Source organism: Campylobacter concisus, assembly GCF_002913225.1.
In the GTDB taxonomy this organism is placed as follows: Bacteria; Campylobacterota; Campylobacteria; order Campylobacterales; family Campylobacteraceae; genus Campylobacter_A; species Campylobacter_A concisus_J.
The window spans coordinates 49,852-71,979 of the sequence record NZ_PPAW01000011.1 but is presented as its reverse complement, the minus strand read 5'-3'; the positions used below and the strand labels follow the sequence as shown (position 1 = coordinate 71,979).

The 22,128-nt window shown below is 38.4% G+C and carries 31 protein-coding genes and 1 tRNA gene; 23 read left to right on the top strand and 9 right to left on the bottom strand.

Annotated features, from left to right (window positions below):
• Window positions 1-38: 38 nt before the first annotated feature.
• Both CYP26_RS01325 and CYP26_RS01320 read right to left on the bottom strand, forming a co-directional pair.
• On the bottom strand, window positions 39-308 hold the full coding sequence (locus tag CYP26_RS01325) for a hypothetical protein (protein WP_103630077.1): 270 nt from the start codon (window positions 306-308) through the stop codon (window positions 39-41).
• A complete protein-coding gene (locus CYP26_RS01320) occupies window positions 295-528 on the bottom strand; it encodes a hypothetical protein (protein WP_103621351.1) in 234 nt (77 codons plus the stop codon). The genes CYP26_RS01325 and CYP26_RS01320 overlap by 14 nt, the downstream gene beginning before the upstream one ends.
• 109 nt (window positions 529-637) lie before the next feature.
• On the opposite strand from CYP26_RS01320, the gene CYP26_RS01315 reads away from it, so the two are divergent.
• The 4 genes from CYP26_RS01315 to CYP26_RS01300 all read left to right on the top strand — a co-directional run bounded on the left by CYP26_RS01315 (window position 638) and on the right by CYP26_RS01300 (window position 3,033).
• Complete coding sequence (locus CYP26_RS01315) at window positions 638-1,309, top strand: XRE family transcriptional regulator (protein WP_085658537.1); 672 nt, start codon at window positions 638-640, stop codon at window positions 1,307-1,309.
• Between the two features lie 17 nt (window positions 1,310-1,326).
• Complete coding sequence (locus CYP26_RS01310; RefSeq protein ID WP_103630076.1) at window positions 1,327-1,824, top strand: DUF6978 family protein; 498 nt, start codon at window positions 1,327-1,329, stop codon at window positions 1,822-1,824.
• A 1-nt stretch (window position 1,825) separates the two neighbouring features.
• Window positions 1,826-2,587, top strand: coding sequence for a DUF1828 domain-containing protein (locus tag CYP26_RS01305; protein ID WP_103630075.1), 762 nt, complete (start codon window positions 1,826-1,828; stop codon window positions 2,585-2,587).
• 98 nt (window positions 2,588-2,685) lie between these two features.
• Window positions 2,686-3,033 (top strand): thermonuclease family protein, encoded by a 348-nt coding sequence (locus CYP26_RS01300; RefSeq protein WP_103630117.1) that lies wholly within the window; start codon window positions 2,686-2,688, stop codon window positions 3,031-3,033.
• Here CYP26_RS01300 and CYP26_RS01295 read toward each other — a convergent pair.
• A complete protein-coding gene (locus CYP26_RS01295) occupies window positions 3,030-3,830 on the bottom strand; it encodes a sel1 repeat family protein (RefSeq protein ID WP_103630074.1) in 801 nt (266 codons plus the stop codon). The genes CYP26_RS01300 and CYP26_RS01295 overlap by 4 nt on opposite strands.
• Window positions 3,831-4,291: 461 nt before the next feature.
• On the opposite strand from CYP26_RS01295, the gene CYP26_RS01290 reads away from it, so the two are divergent.
• From CYP26_RS01290 to CYP26_RS01210, 16 genes are all read left to right on the top strand, one after another.
• On the top strand, window positions 4,292-4,633 hold the full coding sequence (locus tag CYP26_RS01290) for a hypothetical protein (protein ID WP_103630073.1): 342 nt from the start codon (window positions 4,292-4,294) through the stop codon (window positions 4,631-4,633).
• Between the two features lie 88 nt (window positions 4,634-4,721).
• Window positions 4,722-5,069, top strand: coding sequence for a hypothetical protein (locus tag CYP26_RS01285; RefSeq protein WP_103630072.1), 348 nt, complete (start codon window positions 4,722-4,724; stop codon window positions 5,067-5,069).
• A gap of 105 nt (window positions 5,070-5,174) precedes the next feature.
• On the top strand, window positions 5,175-6,101 hold the full coding sequence (locus CYP26_RS01280) for a DUF1351 domain-containing protein (RefSeq protein WP_103630071.1): 927 nt from the start codon (window positions 5,175-5,177) through the stop codon (window positions 6,099-6,101).
• The gene (locus CYP26_RS01275) at window positions 6,094-6,942 is read left to right on the top strand and encodes a PD-(D/E)XK nuclease-like domain-containing protein (RefSeq protein WP_103630070.1); all 849 of its coding nucleotides are present in this window, start codon (window positions 6,094-6,096) and stop codon (window positions 6,940-6,942) included. The genes CYP26_RS01280 and CYP26_RS01275 overlap by 8 nt, the downstream gene beginning before the upstream one ends.
• 19 nt (window positions 6,943-6,961) lie before the next feature.
• Window positions 6,962-7,180, top strand: coding sequence for a hypothetical protein (locus tag CYP26_RS01270; RefSeq protein WP_103630069.1), 219 nt, complete (start codon window positions 6,962-6,964; stop codon window positions 7,178-7,180).
• Window positions 7,177-8,211 carry a recombinase RecT gene (locus CYP26_RS01265; protein WP_103630068.1) on the top strand — a complete coding sequence of 345 codons (1,035 nt, stop codon included), beginning with the start codon at window positions 7,177-7,179 and terminating at the stop codon, window positions 8,209-8,211. Before CYP26_RS01270 ends, CYP26_RS01265 begins: the two co-directional genes overlap by 4 nt.
• A gap of 4 nt (window positions 8,212-8,215) precedes the next feature.
• On the top strand, window positions 8,216-8,686 hold the full coding sequence (gene ssb / locus CYP26_RS01260; RefSeq protein WP_103630067.1) for a single-stranded DNA-binding protein: 471 nt from the start codon (window positions 8,216-8,218) through the stop codon (window positions 8,684-8,686).
• Between the two features lie 39 nt (window positions 8,687-8,725).
• A complete protein-coding gene (locus CYP26_RS01255; protein WP_103630066.1) occupies window positions 8,726-8,956 on the top strand; it encodes a transcriptional regulator in 231 nt (76 codons plus the stop codon).
• A gap of 247 nt (window positions 8,957-9,203) precedes the next feature.
• Window positions 9,204-9,374 carry a hypothetical protein gene (locus CYP26_RS01250; protein WP_219809000.1) on the top strand — a complete coding sequence of 57 codons (171 nt, stop codon included), beginning with the start codon at window positions 9,204-9,206 and terminating at the stop codon, window positions 9,372-9,374.
• A gap of 41 nt (window positions 9,375-9,415) precedes the next feature.
• A complete protein-coding gene (locus CYP26_RS01245) occupies window positions 9,416-10,150 on the top strand; it encodes a hypothetical protein (protein ID WP_103630064.1) in 735 nt (244 codons plus the stop codon).
• Between the two features lie 212 nt (window positions 10,151-10,362).
• Window positions 10,363-10,611, top strand: a complete 249-nt coding sequence (locus CYP26_RS01240) for a hypothetical protein (protein ID WP_103607415.1) — start codon at window positions 10,363-10,365, stop codon at window positions 10,609-10,611.
• Window positions 10,598-11,047, top strand: coding sequence for a hypothetical protein (locus tag CYP26_RS01235; protein ID WP_103615278.1), 450 nt, complete (start codon window positions 10,598-10,600; stop codon window positions 11,045-11,047). Before CYP26_RS01240 ends, CYP26_RS01235 begins: the two co-directional genes overlap by 14 nt.
• A gap of 13 nt (window positions 11,048-11,060) precedes the next feature.
• Window positions 11,061-11,519, top strand: a complete 459-nt coding sequence (locus CYP26_RS10160; RefSeq protein WP_180995827.1) for a YopX family protein — start codon at window positions 11,061-11,063, stop codon at window positions 11,517-11,519.
• Window positions 11,500-11,910: a YopX family protein gene (locus CYP26_RS01225; RefSeq protein ID WP_103615277.1), complete on the top strand. Its 411-nt coding sequence runs from the start codon at window positions 11,500-11,502 to the stop codon at window positions 11,908-11,910. Before CYP26_RS10160 ends, CYP26_RS01225 begins: the two co-directional genes overlap by 20 nt.
• Complete coding sequence (locus tag CYP26_RS01220; RefSeq protein ID WP_103615276.1) at window positions 11,903-12,217, top strand: hypothetical protein; 315 nt, start codon at window positions 11,903-11,905, stop codon at window positions 12,215-12,217. Before CYP26_RS01225 ends, CYP26_RS01220 begins: the two co-directional genes overlap by 8 nt.
• A gap of 175 nt (window positions 12,218-12,392) precedes the next feature.
• Window positions 12,393-12,602 (top strand): hypothetical protein, encoded by a 210-nt coding sequence (locus tag CYP26_RS01210; RefSeq protein WP_103630062.1) that lies wholly within the window; start codon window positions 12,393-12,395, stop codon window positions 12,600-12,602.
• On the opposite strand, the gene CYP26_RS01205 is transcribed toward CYP26_RS01210, so the two are convergent.
• Window positions 12,558-13,757: a tyrosine-type recombinase/integrase gene (locus tag CYP26_RS01205; RefSeq protein WP_103630061.1), complete on the bottom strand. Its 1,200-nt coding sequence runs from the start codon at window positions 13,755-13,757 to the stop codon at window positions 12,558-12,560. The genes CYP26_RS01210 and CYP26_RS01205 overlap by 45 nt on opposite strands.
• A 157-nt stretch (window positions 13,758-13,914) precedes the next feature.
• Window positions 13,915-13,990 (bottom strand) — tRNA-Val (locus tag CYP26_RS01200).
• Window positions 13,991-14,204: 214 nt separating this feature from the next.
• Here CYP26_RS01200 and CYP26_RS01195 point away from each other — a divergent pair.
• The 3 genes from CYP26_RS01195 to CYP26_RS01185 are packed head-to-tail and all read left to right on the top strand — an operon-like array spanning window position 14,205 to window position 15,987.
• The gene (locus CYP26_RS01195) at window positions 14,205-14,639 is read left to right on the top strand and encodes a cytochrome c3 family protein (protein WP_103630060.1); all 435 of its coding nucleotides are present in this window, start codon (window positions 14,205-14,207) and stop codon (window positions 14,637-14,639) included.
• Complete coding sequence (locus tag CYP26_RS01190; RefSeq protein ID WP_103630059.1) at window positions 14,636-15,340, top strand: cytochrome c3 family protein; 705 nt, start codon at window positions 14,636-14,638, stop codon at window positions 15,338-15,340. Before CYP26_RS01195 ends, CYP26_RS01190 begins: the two co-directional genes overlap by 4 nt.
• Window positions 15,340-15,987, top strand: coding sequence for a response regulator transcription factor (locus CYP26_RS01185; RefSeq protein WP_103630058.1), 648 nt, complete (start codon window positions 15,340-15,342; stop codon window positions 15,985-15,987). The genes CYP26_RS01190 and CYP26_RS01185 overlap by 1 nt, the downstream gene beginning before the upstream one ends.
• Window positions 15,988-16,400: 413 nt before the next feature.
• Here the strand turns inward: CYP26_RS01185 and CYP26_RS01180 are convergent, their stop codons facing one another.
• The 4 genes from CYP26_RS01180 to CYP26_RS01160 all read right to left on the bottom strand — a co-directional run bounded on the left by CYP26_RS01180 (window position 16,401) and on the right by CYP26_RS01160 (window position 21,994).
• On the bottom strand, window positions 16,401-17,285 hold the full coding sequence (locus CYP26_RS01180; protein WP_103630057.1) for a methylenetetrahydrofolate reductase: 885 nt from the start codon (window positions 17,283-17,285) through the stop codon (window positions 16,401-16,403).
• 4 nt (window positions 17,286-17,289) lie between these two features.
• On the bottom strand, window positions 17,290-17,748 hold the full coding sequence (locus CYP26_RS01175; protein WP_103630056.1) for a hypothetical protein: 459 nt from the start codon (window positions 17,746-17,748) through the stop codon (window positions 17,290-17,292).
• 25 nt (window positions 17,749-17,773) lie between these two features.
• Window positions 17,774-20,047: a 5-methyltetrahydropteroyltriglutamate--homocysteine S-methyltransferase gene (gene metE, locus CYP26_RS01170; protein WP_103630055.1), complete on the bottom strand. Its 2,274-nt coding sequence runs from the start codon at window positions 20,045-20,047 to the stop codon at window positions 17,774-17,776.
• Window positions 20,048-20,497: 450 nt separating this feature from the next.
• Window positions 20,498-21,994, bottom strand: coding sequence for a C69 family dipeptidase (locus tag CYP26_RS01160; protein WP_103630053.1), 1,497 nt, complete (start codon window positions 21,992-21,994; stop codon window positions 20,498-20,500).
• Window positions 21,995-22,128: the final 134 nt, after the last annotated feature.

Sequence of the window (22,128 nt, the reverse complement as noted above, 5' to 3'; positions counted from 1 at the left end):
CCCTGCGCAGAGTATATAGCCTATATACATTTGGCTCATTACGCTATCCTTTCAGTGGGTTTTAGTATTGACGTGCTGCACCCACTTATCACGTCTTTTTTTGATCCGATTTCAACTAAAAAGCCACGCGCTATTAGCTCATTAACACGTCCGCAGACGCTGTTTATTGCTACGTTATACCAGCGTGAAATTTCTTGCCTAGTTGCACCCTCTTTGTGCTGGCAAAACATTTCATATACGGCTCTACGTTTGCCGCTTAGCTCTGATTTTAATTTGTTATATGCCTCTACGCTGTTATTTGCTACCATTTTTATTTTTCTCCTGCTTTTCTGCCTCTAAAATATATGCATTTAGCTTGTCGCCCCAAGCATAAAAGGGGTGTCCCAACTCTTGCAAAGCTGCGTATCTCACATCTCCATTAGGTTTTTTGTTGTTTGATCCACACGCGTATGTATTGCAAGTCCCAGCCGACTTGTAAAATTTACCAAGCCATTTTCTAATCTTTTTTCTATATTCTGTCTGTTTCATAACCTTATATTACTATCTGTTATATAAAATATAACTTAAGGTTATTTGATTTTTAATGATTTTAGTTATAAAATATTACGCAAAGTTATATCTTTCGAAGGGGTAGAAAATGAAAGAATTTAAAGATAAATTGTCAGATTTACTAAAAGAAAAAGGTATAAATACTATACAATTTGCCGATATTTTAGGCATTTCACAGCCTTTAGTTAGCCAGTGGTTAGCTGGAGAAAAGAGGACAAAAAAACATTTATTGCCACTGGCTAAATTTTCAGGCTATCCGATCGCTTATTGGTTAGACGATACCATAGAAAAGCCGACAGAAGCCCATAAATATACAGATAATATCTCTTCTAACAGTACCAAAACTGTATATATCCCTTTTTATAAAGACGGGGTAGTTTCTGCAGGTCGTGGCGCCGAAAACGACGACTTTGGCGAACCTGAATTGTTGCCTTTTAATCCAAACGATTTAAAAATTATGTTTAACGTTAGCCCACACGCGAAGTTAGGCATTGTCCCTTGCTTTGGCAACTCAATGGAGCCAACTATTAAAGAAAGCGACTTGGTTGTTTTTTGTGATGATATAAACCAAATAGAGGGCGCTATTTATGTTTGCAAATATGAAAACGAAATTTTTATAAAAAGAATAAAAAAACGTCCTACATTGGCGTTAATAAGTGACAATAAGGACTACGAGCCAATAATTATCGAGGAAGAGTTAAACGTCGAAATTTTAGGGCGTGTTGTTGGTTGCTATGCCATAAATTCTAAAAGGATATAGTAGGGGGGGGATAAACTATGACAAACCAAGAAGCTAATGAGTTGATAGCAGTTTTTAAAAGAGCCAAAGAGGTAAATTTCGTTTTAGATAAAATAAATTTTCATGTTAAAACCATTGAGTTAGAGGCAGAGGATGAGAGGCTAAAAGATATTTCTTTATTGTTCGATATTAGCACATCAAAAAAGCAGTCCAAAAGAAAGACTTTACAGCTAAGAGCTAATAAAAACACTCATCTTTTAAGAAATGACTTTTACAGCGTTCATACAAACCCACCATTTAATGAAAATATTGCTCCAGATGATGAAACTTTAAGATTACTTATGCAAAAATATTCCGATGCAAGATTAAAACTCGGCGCACATTTGCACGTTTATATTGATGGCTATGATGACAAATGGGCGTTTCCCATAAGTGAGTTTAAACTTAGCGAATGTGATGATAACTTTTTGGCTCAGATAGAGCAGTTTTGCACTTATGGCAGGATAAAAATAAAAATAGAAAGGGCGTTATTTTAAAATGCTTGATATTAATAGACTTTTAGGGTCTTATTATGAGTATTTAAATGGTGGTTTTGAACTTAATACCATCAGCAAAGATAGCTATGAGGTTATAACGCCATTTTTAAATAGACATAATGACAATATTTCGGTCTATATTGATTTTTTAGATGATCGCTCTATTAAGATTAGTGATGGTGGCGAGACTATTCAAGATTTAAATTTATCAGGCTTTGAGTTTAACTCTCAAAAAAGAACTAGACAGCTTGAAATAGCATTAAATGGCTTTGGCATTTTTAAAAACAAAGATAACGAACTTTTTGTATCTGCTACGGCATTAGATTTTGCAAGAAAACAACACAATGTCATACAAGCATTAATAAGCGTAAATGATATGTTTGTCCCAAGCAAGGGCAACAATAGCTTTTTTTACGATGAAGTGGAGAATTTTTTTAACAATATTGATGCTCGCTACACTACAAATATATCAGTAGAAGGAAAATCTCACTTATCACATAAATTCGAGTTTTTGATAAGTCGCTCAAAGCAAGAACAAGAAAGGCTTATCAAATTATTAAATAACCCAAAAAAAGAAAATTTAAAAGCTACCCTTTTTACTTTTACCGACTTAGCCGCAGATAGAAGCTCCAGCGATAAGATCATTATTCTTAATGATGATGCCTCAGATGATCAAGAGATAAGATTAGCCACACAAGAGTTAAATATCAAGCTCTTTAAGTGGAGTAGCATAAAAAATTATACTAACTATTTAGCTGCGTAATATCCGATTTGTTTCCTATCGTCTGCTTTTTTCTTTTGCCGCTATCTCTTTTTGCTTTCCCTGCAAAAGTCATAAAAATATCTGACGGCGACACGATCATGATACTTCAAGACAAACAGCAAATCAAGGTTAGGCTTTTCGGCATCGACGCACCAGAGAAAAAGCAAGACTACGGACAACGATCAAAACAATTTTTGGCTAGCCTGATCGCAGGGCAAGTTGTAGAAGTAGAGCCAAAAGGCAAAGATAGATATAAACGCACACTAGGCATTATCCACTATAAAGGGCAAGATATAAACGCTCAAATGGCATTAAGCGGCTATGCTTGGGCTTATGTTAAATATTCAAGAATATATGTAGATCAAGAAAAAACGGCTCGTGAGAAAAAGCTAGGGCTTTGGCAGAGTAGCGATCCTACTCCGCCGTGGGAGTGGAGAAAGCGTTAATAATATAAAGCCTTGTATTTAGAACATCCGTCTTGGTTACCATAATCGCAAGCAAGCCCAAAATATTCTTTTGCTTGTAGTACATTGGCTCTAACCCCTAGCCCCTCTTTATATGTTGCTCCGACAAAAAGGCAAGCTCCTCCATCTTTATATTTTTTGCACAAAATTTCACCGAGTTTTGCAGCTGTCAAATAATCCTCGTCTTTTATTAGCAATGGCAACTTTAAAAGACATAAGCAAGCATCGCTTATTTTATCATTTGGCAAAAAAGGCTGTGTCTTGCTCGGATCATATTTGTTAGGGCAAGCGGCAAAAGTAGAAATTGTCAATACAGCATCATCAATGTCGCTTATTTTCTTATATTGCTCCTTTGTAAGATACCCACCATCATGTAAAGCCTTGGCGGCTGTTTTTTCATCATGCACTAATGCGGCTATTTTATAATTTATAAAATTTGCTTCGCTATCTTTTTGTTTCTCCGACACATAAAAGCCCATAATCTTATCCAATACGGTAAAAAGGTTAATTTTAGCTACATTTTTGTTATCAAAATTTTGTTTTAAGACATTTTTATAAAGGTATATACATGCTGGGATCGCCGTTGGACCATTTTTTTCACACTCTTTGGCTGCAGTATTCCACAGTTCATCGTCCGTAGAATTTTTATGGGCTGTTTTAAACATTAATATTTGTCCGGTCTCATATTCTTGGAGCCTATATTGATAATCATCACAAACTTTAGCATAAGAAAAAACAACACCAAAACATAAAACCAACAAAACTCTAAATATTCGCATTACAACTCCTTATATTTTAACAATTATATAACAATTAATTTAAAAAGCATATAACTTTAAGTAATATTTTAAATAACTTTAAGTTATCTTTTATATAACCTTTGGTAATATTCTCTCATCAAAACGGAAAACGTTTTGTAGGCTTCAAGCGAAAGCTGACAGAGTGAGCCTCCTGCGAGTTTGCAGGTTAATCACGTTTCAATCTGAAGCGGATATAGCGAGCCGAAACGTCGCTATTCGGTATTAGCCCTGGTTTAGGATAGTTTTCGCAGGGTTATTAATAAAACGAAAAACACCACTTTTTCTAATAAAAGCCTTGCTTGCTTGGAGTAGGCGAAAGCCTGCTAACACTTTTCATATAAAAAATTTTCCTTTAAAGTTGCTTTTGCAAGCTAAATTAATTTTTAGCATCTTTCAGTCGGCGGTGGCGAGCAAGGTTTCTATTAGAAAAAGGAGCAGTCATGCAAAACATTAATGACCTAGAGCAAGCTTTAGAGAGCCTAAAAGCGCTTATAAAAGCTAAAAAAGACTACGAGAAATTAAGCACTAAATACGCCAACGTAAGTTTTAAAGACGTCACTCGCTCACAAAGAGCAAGGATAAATGAGCGTTTAGGTGACGCTGCGTTTGACGTGAAAGTCAAAACTGACAATCTTCACGCTGACTTAGTAGATGCTTATTTGTGCGATATGAAAGAGCGTTACGAGCAAAGAGAGTTAGGGCAAAGTGCAGGCTTAGGGCATATATACCACGCTGCGTATTTGCCAAAAGTGCCAAAGAGATACAAGGAACTACAAAAATGAAAAAGCTAGTTAAATTTTTTAGGGTGCTTTTCAGCAATGGTGGCGAGATAAAAAATATCGCCTATCTAAATATCAAAAGGGGCTAAAAATGAGTTTGAGCTACGACTTAACACGTGCCGAAAGCGACGTGGCACACATAAATTTAGACAAAGAATACGACGAGCTAATAACTGACATTGAAGCTGTATATAGCCGTCATCACTATACCTTTAAAAACTCCCTTGGCGAAAACAGCGGCGAAATAGTTGATCTTTTAATCGAGCATTGCAAAAAAGACTTTTTCGCCTACGCCGCACTTGTCTATGTGCTATGCGTTGAGGCTGAAATGAGCAACGAAGCGGTCTTAAGCTATACAACGACCTACAAACAAACACTTAAAAAACTACGAGAGGAGGCAGAGAAAGATGCACTCTTATATTCTGATGAGGCTTGTTGAGTTTTATTATGAGCCAGGTATGACTGTCGGCGAGTTTTTAGAAATTGTTAAAAAATTGAGAAAATTTTAACATAAATGATAAATACGTTAAAAAAGGATAAAAAAATGGAATTAATTGTAACTTATGAGGCACAAACAGCGGATAGTCAAAAATTGACTACTAATTTTGAGGAACTAAAAGCTGAAGCTAGCAGGCAGGTAGAGAAATATTCTATCAATGTAACCGAGGAAAATATCCCTGAAGCCAAAAAGGTGATGGCAAATTTTAATAAGGTTAAAACAGAGATTGGTGAGCGATATAAATTTTATATTGATAAAATTTCAGCCCCAGTAAATCAACTAAAAGCCGAGAAAAAAGAGATCGAGGCTATCATCACAGATGGTCGTCAAAAGATAGCAGACGGCGTGGCAAATTTTGAAAACGCTAAGCTTGAGATAATTGCGGCAAGGATAGCAGAATACACAAAAAGCCTCTGCGATGAAAAGGGGCTAAATTTTGAAAGAATAAACACATCCGATCTAATTAAACTAAGCGCAGTAACGCCTGCTGGAACTCTAGCAAAAGCCACAAAAGACGCGATAGAGGTCAAAATACAAGCCCTTGAAAACGAAATCCTACAAGCCAAGATCGCAGAGCAAGAAAAAGCGGCTAGAGATGCCGAAATAGCAGCTCAAGCAAGACGAGAAGCAGAGGAGCGAGCAGCTAGAGAAAAAGCGGAGCTAGAAGCAAAAGCCGCACAAAGAGAGGCTGAATTATTAGCAAGAGCTGAAAGAGAAAAACAAGAGGCTATCGAGCGCGCAAAAGCCGAGCAAGCAAGCCCAACCCCACAAGCTTTTTATGACGCACAACGTGAAATTTTGCAAAAACCACGCGAAGCCGAAAACGGCAAGGCTATCTACACTATCCGCGCTGAGTTTGAGGTTAAAGCTCCAGTAAACGCTCCGCACGACAAGCTAACAGACAAGATCAAGGAGATGTTAGCCGCGGCTGGTATAACCAATCTAAGTAAAATTGAGGTGTTAAATGTTTGAAATTAGTTTTGATGAAGCATCAGAAGACAACAAAAATATAAGTAATAAAGAATACCACGCACGCCCTGAAATATCAAAGAGCGACCTCGACCTACTAGCGCGTAGCCCATTGCACTTAAAAATGAAAAACGAGCTTAGGAGCGAGCCTACAAAAGCTTTGCTACTAGGCTCTGCGGTGCATAAGCTAGTGTTAGAGCCAAAAGATTTTTCAAATGAGTTTTGCGTAGAGCCTGACGTTGATAAACGCACCAAAGAGGGCAAAGCGATCTACAACGATTTTTTAGAAAATTTAGGCGATAAAACCTCGCTTGATCTTGATACTTTTGGCTCAGCTGTAGAGATAGCAAACTCGGTTAATTCTATGCGTGAAACAGCTATATTTTTAAAAGACGGACTGGCTGAACAAAGCTATTTTAGTGAGATAGAGGGTGTAGCGGTTAAATGTCGCCCTGATTTTTATAATGAGAAAATGGGTGCAGTGATCGATCTAAAAACAACTTCTGACGCTTCGGCTACTGGCTTTGCTAGATCGGTAGCTAGTTTTAACTATCACATACAAGCAGCGTTCTACAGCGATATTTTAAGAAGCTTAGGCAAAGAAGTAAATTATTTCTTATTTATCGCCGTTGAAACAAAAGCCCCTTATTTTGTAGGGTTTTATGAGCTTGACGCCGCAGCGATAGAGCAAGGACGGAAAACATATCTTGAATTACTAGAGCTTTACAAATATTGCAAAGAACATGACGAGTGGTGGGGCTATGCAAAAAAAGATGGCGATAAGATAAATGCGGTGCAAACTTTGAGCCTGCCGACGTGGAAATTTTACGAACAAATAGCATAAAATTTGAAAGGATAAAAAAATGAAAGTAAAAGCAAGTTTTAGAGGCACTGAGATAGAAACAGACGTTGAGCCCGTGAATGATGGCTACTTTAATTTAGATTTTGACGGCGCATATTTAATGGAGATTTTTTACGACGGTAAAGAGTTTTACCCCACGGGGCGAATTATGGACGGCTGGCGGAACGACGACGTGCCTTTTGAAAATAGCGAAGTAAAAATTGAAAGGATAGACAAATGAACCAATTGCAACCAAGAGAGCAACAAGCGAGAGCTTTAGTTGGCTCAAAAATGAACCAAATTTCAACCATAGTAGGCAATGACAAGGCAAAAGCTAGCGTATTTGCCAGCGCTATCGCAAATATGGCAAACGACTATGGGCTAAGAAATTGTAGCGTTGAAAGTATAGTAAATACAGCTATGCAGATAGTCCAAATCGGACTAAACCCAAATAAACTTTTCGGTCAAGCTTACGTAGTGCCATTTAAGCTAAAAAATGGTGGCGAAACCGCACAACTTCAAATAGGCTACAAAGGGCTTATTAGTTTAGGTATGAAAAACGGCTGGAAATTTAGAGCAGTAGCAGTCTATGATTGTGATGATTTTAGCCTAGAGTTTAACGGACTTGATGACAAGATACACTTTGCACCAAATTATGACGAACGAAGCGACGATGACGGCGACTGGGTATTTAGCCATTTGGTGGGTGTGATCGTATATGCCAAAGATAGTAGCGATAATGTCTTTAGTGAGTTTGTGAGCAAGAAAAAGCTTGAAAAGCTACGCTTAAAAAGCCAAAACCAAAGCAAAAAAGACAAATTAGAATACATTTGGCTAGACTGGGCGGAGGAAATGTATAAAGCTAAAGCCCTTAAATACGTTGCTTCACGCTTGCCTATAAATGATCGCTTAGCCGAAGCCGTGAGCGCAGAGGACGAGCCTATCACAAAACAAGAAACTACTCAAGCACCAAAAGCTGGACTAAACGAGCTTTTAAGTAGCTCGGAAAAACCAAACAGCTCAGTTGGTGCAAAAAATTCACAAACTGAATACATCGAAGCTGCGCCCCTTGAAGTTGAAATCGCAACTGTAAAAGAAAATTTGACAGTTGAGCCAATGCCTCACGACCTACTACAAAGCGAGCTAGTGAAACGAGGCGCAAGTGAAACAGAGGCTGAAAAATTAGTTGAGAGGCTAAGCATTGAAGAGGCTGAAGCATACTTAAGTGATCCGAGTAGCATAGATGCCCTATTAGAAAAAGTCGAGGGGTAAAAAAATGAATAAAGTAATTATGATAGGCCACCTAGCTCGTGATATAGAGCTAAGATACACACAAAGCCAAATGGCGATCGGCAAAACTGCCATTGCTGTAACTAGAAAATACACGTTAAACGGCGAAAAAAGAGAGGAAACGTGTTTTATTGATCTCACGTTTTTTGGCAAGCAAGCAGAGATAGCAAACCAATATCTCAACAAGGGATCAAAGCTGCTTATCGAAGGAAGACTTAAATTTGATCAGTGGACCGACAATAACGGACAAAATCGCTCAAAACACTCTATCGCCGTTGAGAGTATGGAAATGCTAGGCGACGCAAAACAAAACAATCAAGGCTATCAGCAAGGAGCGCCTAAGAAACCGCATCAGCAAAAACAGCCTCAACGCCAGCAATATAGCGAGCCACAATATCCTGAATATCCAGATGTAGATAGCGACGAGATAGACGGCACAAACGAAATACCATTTTAAGGGGCGATCGGATAAAATCGCCCTAAAAAAGGATAGACAATGACAGCAGATGAAGTAAAAGCGTTTTGTAAAGAGTATGACTTCACGTATGGCGAGCTAGCCGAAAAGATAGGATGGGGCGATGCAAGCTTTAGGGCGACTATTGGTAGCGGCAAAATAAGCGATCAAACAGCGGCTGCAATAGAGCTACTGCGTGAAAATATTGCCCTAAAAGCAGAGCTTGAAGAATGGCATATAATCAAGACCACCCTAAAAAAAGCCCTATCTTAATATATTTTTTGTAAAAAAGTTAAAAATCTTTATAAAAATACAAAAAATAATTAATTATCTTTATATTTTTAAGCTTACTTTAATAAGATAATTACTATAATTCTCTCATAAAGGTTAAGATAATTAACCTTTAAATAAAAAAGAAAAAGGATGAGAGATGAAAAAGTTCTACGATGACGGAATATCAGAAATCAAGTTGCAAAATGACGAAATAGTAAATCTAGGAAATAACCCATCAGGGATTTTTGTGTATAATGAAAACGGCGAAATTGTAGGCTTTCAAAGTTATGATAATTGCTTATTTTACGGCGTAAATGAAGTAAAAGCAGTAAATTTTACAGACGATGATAAGTTTTACTCTGTTGGCGAGTTTGCCGATGAAGTATTTTTTAACTATGAAAATGAGTTTATAAATTAAATAGGGGGGGTCGCCCCCCTATTATTAAGGGGTAGAAAATTATGAAAGATTTTAAGAAACTTTGGGATCAAGCAAAAGTGCAAGCAAAAACTAGCAATGGTGATGTGTTTGAAATATATGCCCAGCTATCTGGAGCGCAAATAGTTTCAAAATATAAAGATGAAATAGCAAAAAAATTAAAAAAAGCTGGGTATAAATTTCATCTTGACGACAAATTTTTATACTTGACTACCCTTAGTGGTAAAAATAAAATGATCCCTATTTACACCCCAGGATATAGGCATATTTTTTCAGAAGCAGAGATAATTATAGAGAATAAAAACGGCTTTTGGGAAGAATTTATTTATGAAAATTTTAAAAATGATGAAAACCTGCCAGCAGTAAAAAAACAATTTGATCACTGCGAAAGAGCAGATAAAATCAAACAAGAGCTAAAAGACTATTTTGGGATTATTAATATTTTTGAGAATGAAGATATTAAAAAAATTGAGAAAGAAATCATCGCAAAAAATATCTCAAAACTAAACCCTAATGGCGATAGCGTCCCTTTTGGCGACAAGTATATCATTGCATCTGAAATTTGGGATGGCGAAAATCTTGACGAGGCAGTATATATCACAAACAAGCCTATCTCTCGTGATGAAATACAAACTTATGAGCGCCTCTATTTTTCTATATATGATTTTGCTGGACTTGAAGATGGTGTAATTGAAGAAGAATATACTACTTGTTCGAATATCTTTGAGAAACTTACAAAATTTAGCGAAAAAAAATAAGAAAGGTGGAGAATTCTCCCCACTAAAACCCTAAAAGGGTAAAATAATAACACTGCCTTAAGTAAAATATAAATTTAAAATCCTACAAGGAAACACTTAAAATACTTAAAACAATGTTTTTTCAAACTCCAACGGAGTAAATTCAAGGTTTGTTTTTATTCTCAAATTATGCATCCTACAAACTTAAAACACAATAAAGAAAGGAATAAATAATGACTTATGGCGAAAAGATAGTAAGAGAAAAAGAAAAAATGCAAATGAAAAACGGCGTTTTTGTGATATGTGGGCGACTGCCACCTCGCATGGATTTTGATAAAGCCGTGAAATACTACGGCGAAAAACTAGACCGCTACTGGCTTAGTAAAATTGAGCTAAGTCCAGCCTCTAAATTTTCAAAGCAAGAGGTGTTACAAATACTAAAAGGCAAAAATCTAAACGGAGCTAGCGATGACAACGGCTGAACTAAAAGATGCAGCCATTTTTGTTATGGCGTATAGCTTTTTGCAAATGGATAGCACTGAGAAGCTAGGGCTATTCATAAACAAAAAAGCGAGCAAATTTATCAACGAGTTGATCGAGGCGATGACACCGATAGTCGGACACTATCACGCCTTTAAAAGGCGAATAGAAACCCAAATAAACGCTTTGGATAACAAGGCAAGCATTGCCAAAAAGAGCTTTAGCACGACAGCTCCACAACTAGCTTGTGATCTGCTTTACTTGAGGTTAGCACCAAATGAGCGCAAAGGGCAAAGACTGGCACCGATACTGGCAGATTTTTATGCGTGCAATAAAGAGAAAATCGCCTACATATCGAACAAGAGTTGCGATACAAAATACCGCAAAGAGGCAGAGGATAGCCAAACACTGGCTTATTTTTATATTGAGAACATTTAAAAAGGCAAAAACAATGAGAGAAACTAAATTTAGGGCATTTTTATGCTCCGACAAAAGATTACCAAACGGGATAACACTAGGATACGAAAAATATCCGAGGGGAATATATGAAGTGATGGATCTAAATTTTGCGAGCGAAATAGTTACGCTTTGGAGTGAAAAAGAGCAAACAAGCTTCGAGGTCTCTCTTCGCAAGGTCGAACTACTTCAATATACGGGGTATAAAGACAAAAACGGCAAAGAAATTTATGGGGGGCATATTGTGTCGGTAAAATACTTATATGATAAAAGAAGTACAGATAGAGCCCAAGTGGTCTGGCGAGAGGATAAGGCTAGCTTTGGGCTGAAAAGTCTAAAAGGCCTCACAAATGAGGTGTATGAGCTTTACCAGGTGACAGCCGAGCATAATTTAGAAGTTATCGGCAATATTTATGAAAATGAGGGGTTACTGAATGAGACCATTGAAATATAGAGCTTATATTAAAGAGTATGACAAGATAATTGATGTTGATAGACTAGGTCTTAACTGGGATGGGTCAGTTCAGGAAATCATAGTATCAGAAAAAGAGTTAGAAGGTAAAGACGAATGGACTGATTTTCAGGCAGGACAATTCGTGCTAATGGAGCTTACTAATTACCTAGACGATAACGAAAACGAAATATACTCAGGGCAGATAATAGAGTGTGGTGTAAAGGATAATGTTAAAGTCTTTCAAGGCTTTAAAGCAGTAGTAGTCTGGGGTAATACATATAAAACATATGGCATAGAGCATCCTACAGAAGGTTTCTGCCCACTATGGCATCTTTGTGGATTTAAGATTATAGGTAGTATTTATCAAGATAAGGAGTTACTCAATGGCTAACTTTAAACAAGAAACACTAGACCTCATAGGCAACCACAAGGTAGATGAATACTACCTAAGATACATAAGAGACTGGAGTGTACCCGAAAACCCTGTGTATAGTGGTAAAGGCAACATAGATTGGGATGTCATATCCGTCGTCGCCAACATAGATTATAACGAAGTTTATGGCTTGCGGTGTTGGAACGGTTGGATAACTTTTACGGACACAGAGGATTGGTTAGAGCGAGATAGCTATGGCGGACTGGAGTGGTGGGCTTGGAAGCGTAAGCCTAGTTTAGAAAAAGAGGGGATAGAGAACAAATGAGTAGCCCAGAAAGAGAAAAACACTTAGCAACCCTTGCAAGCCTAGAGGCGTTTTGTGAGGCACACAATAAAAAAACAAAGCTAGTCGAGCAAATACAAGCTCTTTTATTTAAATGCGACGTACGCTATTTACGGCACGTTTTGCGAGATTTGAAAGATTATATAAAGGATAAGAAATGGACCAAAGGCTATTAAACCAAAAAGAGGCTACGGAGTTTTTGGGTTATTCTAAAAACAGCAACATTTTAGCCCTTATGCGTATGCCAAAAAACAAAAATAAGTATGAATTTGTCCCCAGATACATCGAGATGAACGGCGTTATCCGCTATCCGCTTGATTGGTTAGAGGCTGATTTGGCAAAATTTAAAACCGCAAAGCTCAAATAAAAAATTATCCCACCATTGTAAAACACGAAGTTGCTCACTCGTGTTAAAATCCCTAAAATAAGCCTTATCCACGTCACTGCCTACCGTGTGAAGCAATATCTCATCTATCACTCTTTTTTCAAACATCGCTTTGTTACCCTCATTTGCGCGGATCGCAAAGGTAGCAAAAGTAGCGCGAAAGCCGTGTGCGTGAAGGTCGTTTATGCCGATACTTTTTAGCGTTTTTAAAAGCACAGCATCGCAAAAGGCTTGACCGCTAACACGTGAGTTAAAAGGGGATTTAAAGACTGCCTTGCCGTTATCATTAATAGCACGCTGAAAATTTAAAATTTCTATCGCTTGCTTTGATAGCGGCAATCTCACATTTAGCCCAGTCTTGTTTTGCTCTTCGTAAAAGTAGATAAGCCCTTTTTGCAAATCTACCCTATCCCACGTAAGCTCTCTTATTTGGTGGGGGCGCTGTGCGGTTAAAAGGTTAAAGAAAAACATATTTTTAACCACTTGGTTTATCCTTGCTTCATGGACGCAGGTGATTATCTCTTTTAACCTAAGCTCGCTTGTTATACCCTTTCTATGCTCAACCTTTTTATTTACAAAAATATCTCTTTTGTCCTCTATTATTTCAAGCAAAAAGCTAATATCCTTTACAAAACCATTTCCCCTAGCAAATTTAAAAACATATCTTAGCGTTGTTAAAATTTTCTTTGCACTCTCTAAGCTCACACCCTTAGTTGCATCCAAAATATCCTGCTTTGTTATCTCACTAATATTTTTGCTACCAAGTGGCTTTAAAATGTGCTTATTTACCCTATTTATCTGCTTACGACGTTTCTGTCTTGTCTTTTCGTCATCAATGTGTGGTATCTTTATATCTAGCCACTCATAAAAGCACTCGCCAAGGGCTTTGCTCTTTACTGCTAAGCCAAGCTTTTCTTTTCGCATGCTCTTTGCCATATCCCTTGCTTCTGCTAAACTTATATCCTCATACCGCCCTATCGTTATATAGCCACTTTTTGTGCGCATCTTATAAATTTTAGTGCCATTGTCAAAACAAGCAAGGTAAAGTGAGCAAGTGCTATCAATGGAGTGATTTTTAAGCTTTTTGTCATCGTGGGTTAGTTTTTTTACCTGCGAGATGTTTAAAATTTTAGGCATGTTTATTCCTTAGTTATACATTTTGTTATACACTTTGATTGTAAATAAGTATAAATATTTATAAATTAATATAAATTAAAAAATGCTTTTTAGAAGCTAAATTTAGGACTTCTATAAATAAAAATAAATGAGTATAAATTGATATAAAAAGTAGGAATGGTGGCCCCGAATGGACTCGAACCATCGACCACTACCATGTCAAGGTAGTGCTCTACCAACTGAGCTACGGGACCAAAGATTTGGGATTATATTTTATTTTCCATTTTATTTAGCTTAATTGTCATTTTCTTTGAAATTCAACTTCATAAAACTGGTCTATATTTTAATATTATTAATGCAGATTTAATCAAGCGAAGACTATAATTTCATAAAAGTAAGTTTAAGCAAAAATATTAGTTTTCCGTTGAAATTTGATGTTTATAAAATCTTAAAAGAAAGGAAAAGGGTATGAATAAGCTTAAATTCATCGCTATTTTTGCCTGTTTATTTTCGCTTCATCTCTTTGGTGCTGATATGCCAAAGGGCGATCTAAACGTCACAAAAATAGCAGTCTCTGATGAGCTAAGAGCCAAGTATAAGATCAAACCTCATCACGAACATCTAAGCTTTGACTGCGTTGATTGTCACCAAAACCAAGGCGATGATCCTAGCAAATTTAAAGCGATCGGCGACGCTGGCTGTCTATCCTGTCATAAGAGTAAAAAGCTTTTAGCCCAGAGGCTAAAATTTATGGATACTCTAAAGGCAAACCCTCACAACTCTGTTCACGATGGTCCGACTTTGTACTGCGACGAGTGCCACAACGAGCACAAACCATCTACAAACATGTGTTCTGAGTGCCACGCGCATGAAGTTCCGCAATGGATGGGGGTAACACCATGAAAATTTCAAAAAAATTACTAGCGCTTATCATATTAATAAGTGGAATTGTTGGATTTTTAGTCGTTTTACCAGTTCATTATGCGCTTGATGAGACAAGTGGGGATAAATTCTGCGTAGTTTGTCACGAGATGGATCCTATGGTCATAGCCTATAACGACGACGTCCACAGCGGCAACGGCAAAACAGGCATCAAAGCTAGATGCGTCGACTGCCACATACCACATGACAACATCGCAAAATACGCCCTAACAAAGGCGAAAAATGGCATTTTAGAGGGCTGGGTGCACTTCTTTGGCGATCCTAACGCTATTGATTGGCATAAAAACCTCAAAAACCGCGAGCATTTCGTCTTTGACAACGGCTGCACAAGCTGCCATACAAATGTAATAGATAGCAACAAAACCTCAGCGCAAGCCCAAAAGATGCACGCTCACTACAAAAAGCTCCTTGACACTCCTAAAGAGCTAAAATGCGTAAGCTGCCACTACGACGCAGGTCACGGCGCTGGCTTTAGAAACTATCTTGAGTATTGGAAGCCGTCATATAAAATTTATGACAAGAAGATGCTTGAAAAGAGGATCGAAACTAAGCAAAAATTCTTCAAAGATGAGTACAAACCTACAAAAGAAGAAGAGGAATTTATAAAACAAAAGGCTGAAAAAGATGCCAAAAAACCAGCTGGCGGTGGCATGGCTGGCTGATGAAGAAGATCTTGTTGCTCTCAAGCGACTTTGAGCAAAATGTCATCCTAAATGCATCGCTTTACCGCTTTGGGTTTAGGATGATCCAGCTCAAAAGCGCCAGTGAAGTCATCAAAGACTTTGAGTGCGGCAACAGATACGATCTTTACGTTTTTGACGTAAAGGCTAGAAATTTAAACCTCGATCTGGTTAAATTTATAAGAGATAGCCAAAATATCACTCCCATTATGCTTTTGCTAGACGTTAGCGTCCCTAGCGTTTTTAAGAGGATTTACTACGCTAGGGTTAATGACTTTATCATTAAGCCATTTTGCCCTGAAGAGTTTTTATTTCACGTTTTTAGGCTTTGTAAGGTGCTTTTGGGCTCTAAATTTGAGCTAAAAAATGGCCTGGTCTTTGATAAAGAGTCACAATGCATAAGAGATAATGATAAGGTCATCTACCTTGGCAAAAAAGAGAACCAGCTGCTTGAAATTTTATGCAAAAACTCACCCCACGTCGTCACCTACGACGAGATAGACCATCACCTATACAAAAACGAGACATTATCTCAAGACCGCATAAGATCGCTCGTACGGGAGATAAGAGCAAAAACCCCAGCCATCTGCCTAAAAACTGTGCGAGGCACTGGATATAAGGTGGAGTGAGAGGGTTTAGTTAAAATTTAGATCTTGTTTGAAGCTAAAATTCTATACTTTTGGATCAAATTTGCTTAAATCCTGCACCCGTTTGACAACTTGTAACAATCTTTTATTAACTCATTATTTTTTTCAAAGCATCCTAGGATAGGCTTTTGATAAAGTAGCGTCTTTTTTCACAATATAAGCAAGTTATATCGCCTATTACAAAGCACTTTTTACGAAAATATATCGTTTTTACTACAAATAAATTTAGTATTATCCACTGACCATCAAAACAGTTTGTCTGCTATCAATATGGCTTTTTTAATTTGTAACAAAGAAGCCAAAAATCGCTAATTATTACAACTATTCTTTGTGGATTAGTGGCGGCATTACACCATTAAGAAAGAATTTGTAGAAATTTATAACAAGAGCTGGCTTTACACCAACTCTCTTATGCTTTTTGCAAGCTCCAGGCTCGCTTCTATCTCGGCGCGTTTTGCCATTACACTTTCTATATTTATGCTTAAATTTAGCCCATTTTCATCGCCAAATTTCTTTAGCTCGCACCAAATTTCTTTGATGATCTCACAGCTACTAGCTAAGTAGTCAGAGCTTAAATTTAGCCTCTCTTCGACCGAGCTTGGCACGCTCACTCCGAGCCATTTGATAAATTCAAGCGTTTTTGCATTGCCCGCTGTGCTAAATGTAAGAAATATCGGCTCGCTTATCTTTGCAGCCGCGCAATCCTCTAAAAATTTACGCGTTAGCTGTGCGTCAAATATCGCTTGTGATATGAAAAATTTAGCTCCAGCTGCGATCTTTTCACGCATCCTTTGTGGTTCATCGCCCTTTTTGCCGTGGCGCTCTGCGATACAGACACCGCCTACTGCCAACTCTTTAAATTCGCTAGCGATCTCGTAGGCGCGAGCTAAATTTAGCCTCACTTTTTGCGTGCTTGAAGTTGCTCCAACTAGTACGTTTAAATTTGAGCTTTGAGCCTTAAGTGCTGCGTGAAATTCATCCTCACCGTATCCGCTAGCCACGCGGTAAAATATACTAGGCGTTGTGACGTTTAGGTACCTTTTGTAGTAAATTTCTGGGCTTAGCGTCCCACTAAACTCAAATGTCCTCTCGCTATCATTTCTCTCGCTCTCGTCTTGAACCTCGTAAAGCACGAGCCCGTCGGCCTTGATATCATTTATCCGCCCCGTCCATCGCTCTGAGATCTCACGCAGCTTTGCCTCTTCAAATTCAGCCTTTGGCGGTGTAAGGCCATATAGCACGAGCCCTTTTTCTTTATTTAAAATTTTCTCTTTTAGCATTTTCTCACTTTTGAACTAGATCAGCCCTCATCACCACGCCAACAGAACTTTTTGACGACATGCAGACAAACTCGTCTTTTAGGTATTTCGCATCGGCTCGCCAAAAGCTTACGATATTTGCCACGTCGGCATTTTGCTTTTTAGCAGCTATCATATATCTTTTTATGACGGCGACAAAAGCCTCTTGGCAATAGCCCTTTATATCTCCGCTATCAGTGATAAATCTTTGAACCTTTACATTTGCCTTGATGACGCTTTTATTTTGGTCGTTTGAGCCAAATTCAAGCCTCACATTTTCAAAGTCTGCTAGCTCTTTTTTGGCAGCTTCTAAATTTAAAGTCTCGCTAATACTATAGATATTTGTTTGCTTATACGCACCTTTGTTGAGTGGTATAGAGTGGCGTCCAGAACTACATCCGGACGCAAAGATAACTAATATTACAAATAGAAAAATCCTTTTCATTTTTCAAATCCTTTTTAATTAAATTTTATAGACCTCTTACGATCTTGACAGCTTCTACCATGTTTTTAAGGCTTGGCTCGACCTCTTCCCATTTTCTGGTTTTTAGGCCGCAGTCAGGGTTGATCCAGAGTTGCTCTTTTGGCAAGACCTCAAGCAGAGCTTTGATCTGAGCGACGATCTCCTCGACACTTGGCACGCGTGGGCTGTGGATGTCGTAAACGCCAGGTCCGACCTCCTGTTTGTAGCCAACGGCTTTGAAAATTTTAAGTAGCTCGTTGCCACTTCTTGCAGTCTCGATACTTATAACATCAGCGTCCATAGCCTCAATGGTCTTTATGATATCGTTAAATTCAGAGTAGCACATATGCGTGTGGATCTGAGTTTTTGCCTCTGCTGAGCTTACTGAAAGCTTGAAGCAATCAACCGCAAATTTCTCATAAGCTGGGATATTTTCAGCTCTTAGCGGATAGCCCTCTTTAAACGCTGCCTCATCGACTTGGATCACTCTGATGCCAGCATTTTGAAGGTCTGCGATCTCGTCATAGATACAAAGTGCAAGCTGTTTTGCTACCTCGCTTCTTGGAAGATCGTCACGCACAAAGCTCCAGTTTAGCATCGTTACAGGTCCAGTTAGCATGCCCTTCATTACGTGTTTTGTGATACTTTGAGCGTATTTCATCCACTTAACAGTCATCGGCTCTGGGCGGCTCACGTCACCAAAGAGAAGTGGTGGCTTGACGCAGCGGCTGCCGTAGCTTTGTACCCAGCCATTTTGGCTAAATGCGTAACCGCTGATCTGCTCGCCAAAGTACTCAACCATGTCGTTTCTCTCTGGTTCGCCGTGTACTAGCACGTCTAGGCCGATATCTTCTTGAAATTTCACGCAGTGATCGATATATTTTTTGATGCCTGCTTCATAAGCAGCCGCGTCGATCTCGCCTTTTTTGAAATTTTGGCGAAGTACGCGAAGATCAACTGTTTGAGGGAAGCTGCCTATCGTTGTTGTTGGTAATATGCCGTATTTTAGCGTTTCGCGTTGGATTTTTATGCGGTCTTCAAATTTCTCCTCACGCTCAAATTTGCTTAAATTTTTAACGCGATTTTGAACGATTTCAGAGTGGATGAGCTTTGAAGTGGCGCGAGTTTTAACAGCATTTTTGTTCTCTTCGTAAATTTTTGTTTCGCTCTCATCAAGCTTCTCGCCGTTTGCTAGTTTTGTGATGATCTTGATCTCGTCAAGCTTCTCAACCGCAAAGCTTAGCCAGCTTTTGATCTCTGGGTTTAAATTCTCTTCATATTTTAGAGTGTATGGCACATGTAGAAGTGAGCATGAAGTACCGATATAAAGGTCTTTTCCGCCTATTTTTTCTGAAATTTCACCTACAAGTTTTACTTTTTCATCGATGTTGCTTTTCCAGATATTTCTGCCGTCAATCACACCTGCAAATAGCGTCAAATGGCTGTTTTTGATAGTCTCAAGTGCCTCGAAATTTCTCTTGCCATGGATGAAGTCAAGCGCGATGCCATAAATTTTAGTTTTAGCCACTTCGCTAACTGCCTTGATCGCATGCTCAAAATATGTCGCAAACACGATCTTGATGTTGCTAGCAACGCCTATTAGCTCGTTATAAACCTTTGTGATAAGTGGCAAAAGGTCGCTTTCGTTTTTGTCAGTTACAAAGATCGGCTCGTCAAACTGCACTAAGATTTCATCATCAAGCTTAGAAATTTGCTCAAGTAGCTTTTTATACTCGCCTACAAGAGCGTCAAGGTGCTTAAATGGGCAGCTGCCGTCAGTCGTCTTTGAAAGAGCCAAGAACGTGATAGGGCCGATCAAATTTACCTTGCCTTTTACTCCGTTAGCCTTCGCCTCTTTGTATTCATTTAAAATTTTGTCCGCTTTTAGGCTAAATTTGCTCTCGCTGCTAAGCTCTGGCACGATGTAGTGGTAGTTTGTGTTAAACCACTTTGTCATCTCCATCGCAACGCCATTTTTGTTGCCTCTTGAGCAAGCAAAATATTGCTCCAAGCCGCTTAAATTTGCAAATCTTGGAGGTGTAGCGCCAAAAGCGATGATGTTATCAAGCATTAGGTCGTAAAATGAAAAATCATTAACGCTAATAGCCCAAATGCCAGCGTCTTGTTGATATTTCCAGTGTCTTTGGCGAAGCGTCTTTGCAGTCTCTTGCAAATTCTCTTCGCTAAAGCCCTCTTTACCAGCCCAAAAGCCCTCTAACGCGCGCTTTAACTCTCTTTTTTCTCCGATTCTTGGGAAACCTAAAACATAACTTTTTATCATTTTTATCCTTTATAAATTTAAATTTGCAGACGAAAATTCGCTCTGCGGACTACTATAAAACTGTGCAAAGCACAAAATTTGTCACCTCAAACACGGCGGATGACACCCGCTTCTTCTTAAACTAAAGTAAAATTTATAAAAAACCCTGCTAAAAAGGTCCTTGCCAAATTTCAAGCATTGCTTAGCTTTGTTATTAAAGATGCAGTTACAATGCAGCGGACCTGCTAGCAAAAATGGATTTATCTCAATGTGAAAAAATGTAAAATCATTTAAAAATTTGCGTGTTTTTTGAAAATCGCTGATATGTTTTTTGCCGAGATTAATGAGCTTTACGCATGGGACAAGGCATCAGCGTTTTTCCTTTGTAGTGAATTTTTGTCGCATTATAAACGCTCTTTGCCAAATTTTTGTTTAAAGTTTGGGCGCTACTAAATTTCGCGCCCAGAATATTTAGTCTTTTTTGCCTTTATTTAGGGATTTTAGCTTAGCATCCATATCAGCTGTCAGCATAGTAAAGACCTTGTTTGTAAGCTCCTGTGTTAGATCTTTAGCCTCTTGCATAGTCTTTTGGCTAAATTCATTTAAGAGTTTGTCCGCTTTTTTCTTATCTTTTTTGTAAAGTTTTACATACTCATCTTCAAATTTAGCCTGTTTTACCGCCAACTCTTTTTCAAATTTAGCGTAAGCCTCTTTAACCACTGGCGAATACTTCTCATAATCAGTCATCACAAGGGTTTGAAGCTTTCTATAAACCCAGTATATCGAAGTGTCATCAGCATCATAAGAGCCATCAGAGTAGCCTTTTATAAAGCCATCAAGCCCCTCGTAATACGGCAAATAAACGCTAAGATCGGCCATACCAAGAGCTACGTAGGTTACACGGCCGATCTCTTTTGGTAGCCATGGGCGCACTTGCATGACGTGAGACTCGTATGTTCTAAAGACGCTTATAGCGCGGTAGATGTTTTTCTTATCTTCATCTTTGCTAGCGTAGTTATCAAACGCAGTGCCGTCGTAGTGGGCTCTCATCGCAGCTTTTAGATCCTCAATACTTAGTTTTTTCTCTGGTTTTAAAAATACTGGAAATTTCTGACCGTCAGCAAAGTCTTGTTTTAGGCTTGGATTAAACATACTTTGCACCCAACAAACGCGTGGGTAGTTGTAAGTCACATCTCTTTCATCGTCCCTTGTATAGGCCTTTGTAAAGTTAAATTCTCCGTCTTTTGCAGGGTCATAAGTCTTGTTGTCGATCGCGAATTTAATCACATCTTTTGCACCCATGAAATTTGGATCATTCTCTTTATAAGCGTGAAGTCTGCCTTGGTTTGCAGTGACAAAGTACTCATCTTGTGGGATCTTTGAAGCGATCCATTTATGGCCTGTGCCAGTTTCAAAGTACCAAAGCTCGTTTGCGTCGATAAATACCACGCCAAAGCCCTCGCCAGCGCCTTTTGTCTCAACTATCTCGCCAAGAAGCTTAACGCCTTCTTTTGCACTTTTAATGCGTGGCAAAAGCACATCTGGGATGTCATCTTCTGTGATGCCAGTCTCTTCGTTATATGGGTCGATCTTTAAAAGCTCATCTTTTGCGTAAATGGTCTCAGTGCCGCTTAGTCCAACGCCAGCCTCGTTGTAGCCGACTGCTCCGTGAAGCTTGGTGTGTGAGTTTGCAATGGTTGTGTATCTCATACCATCTTTTGGAAGCGGATATGTAAAGTCATTTGCGCCGTCATGAGCTTTTGAGCTATGCATGCCAGTTTGGTTTTTCGTAGCTGGATGTATCAAAAAGACCTGTGCCTTTATAGCCTTGCTATCCGCGCTTCTAGCTACTAACATAGAGCCATCATTTGAAGCTTTATCTCCTACTAAAATGGTAGTGCATGCCAAGCTACTTGTGCCTAAAATCGCACTCATAGCGACGATTGATGCGAGAATTTTGCTTTTCATTTTTACTCCTTTAGTAAAATAAAATTTTCATATGTAATTATATGCCAAATTTAATAAATTAGTTACGATTTTTAAAATTTTTTTAAGTTAAATGTAAATTTATTGCAAATTTTGTCTAAGTGAAATTTAAATTT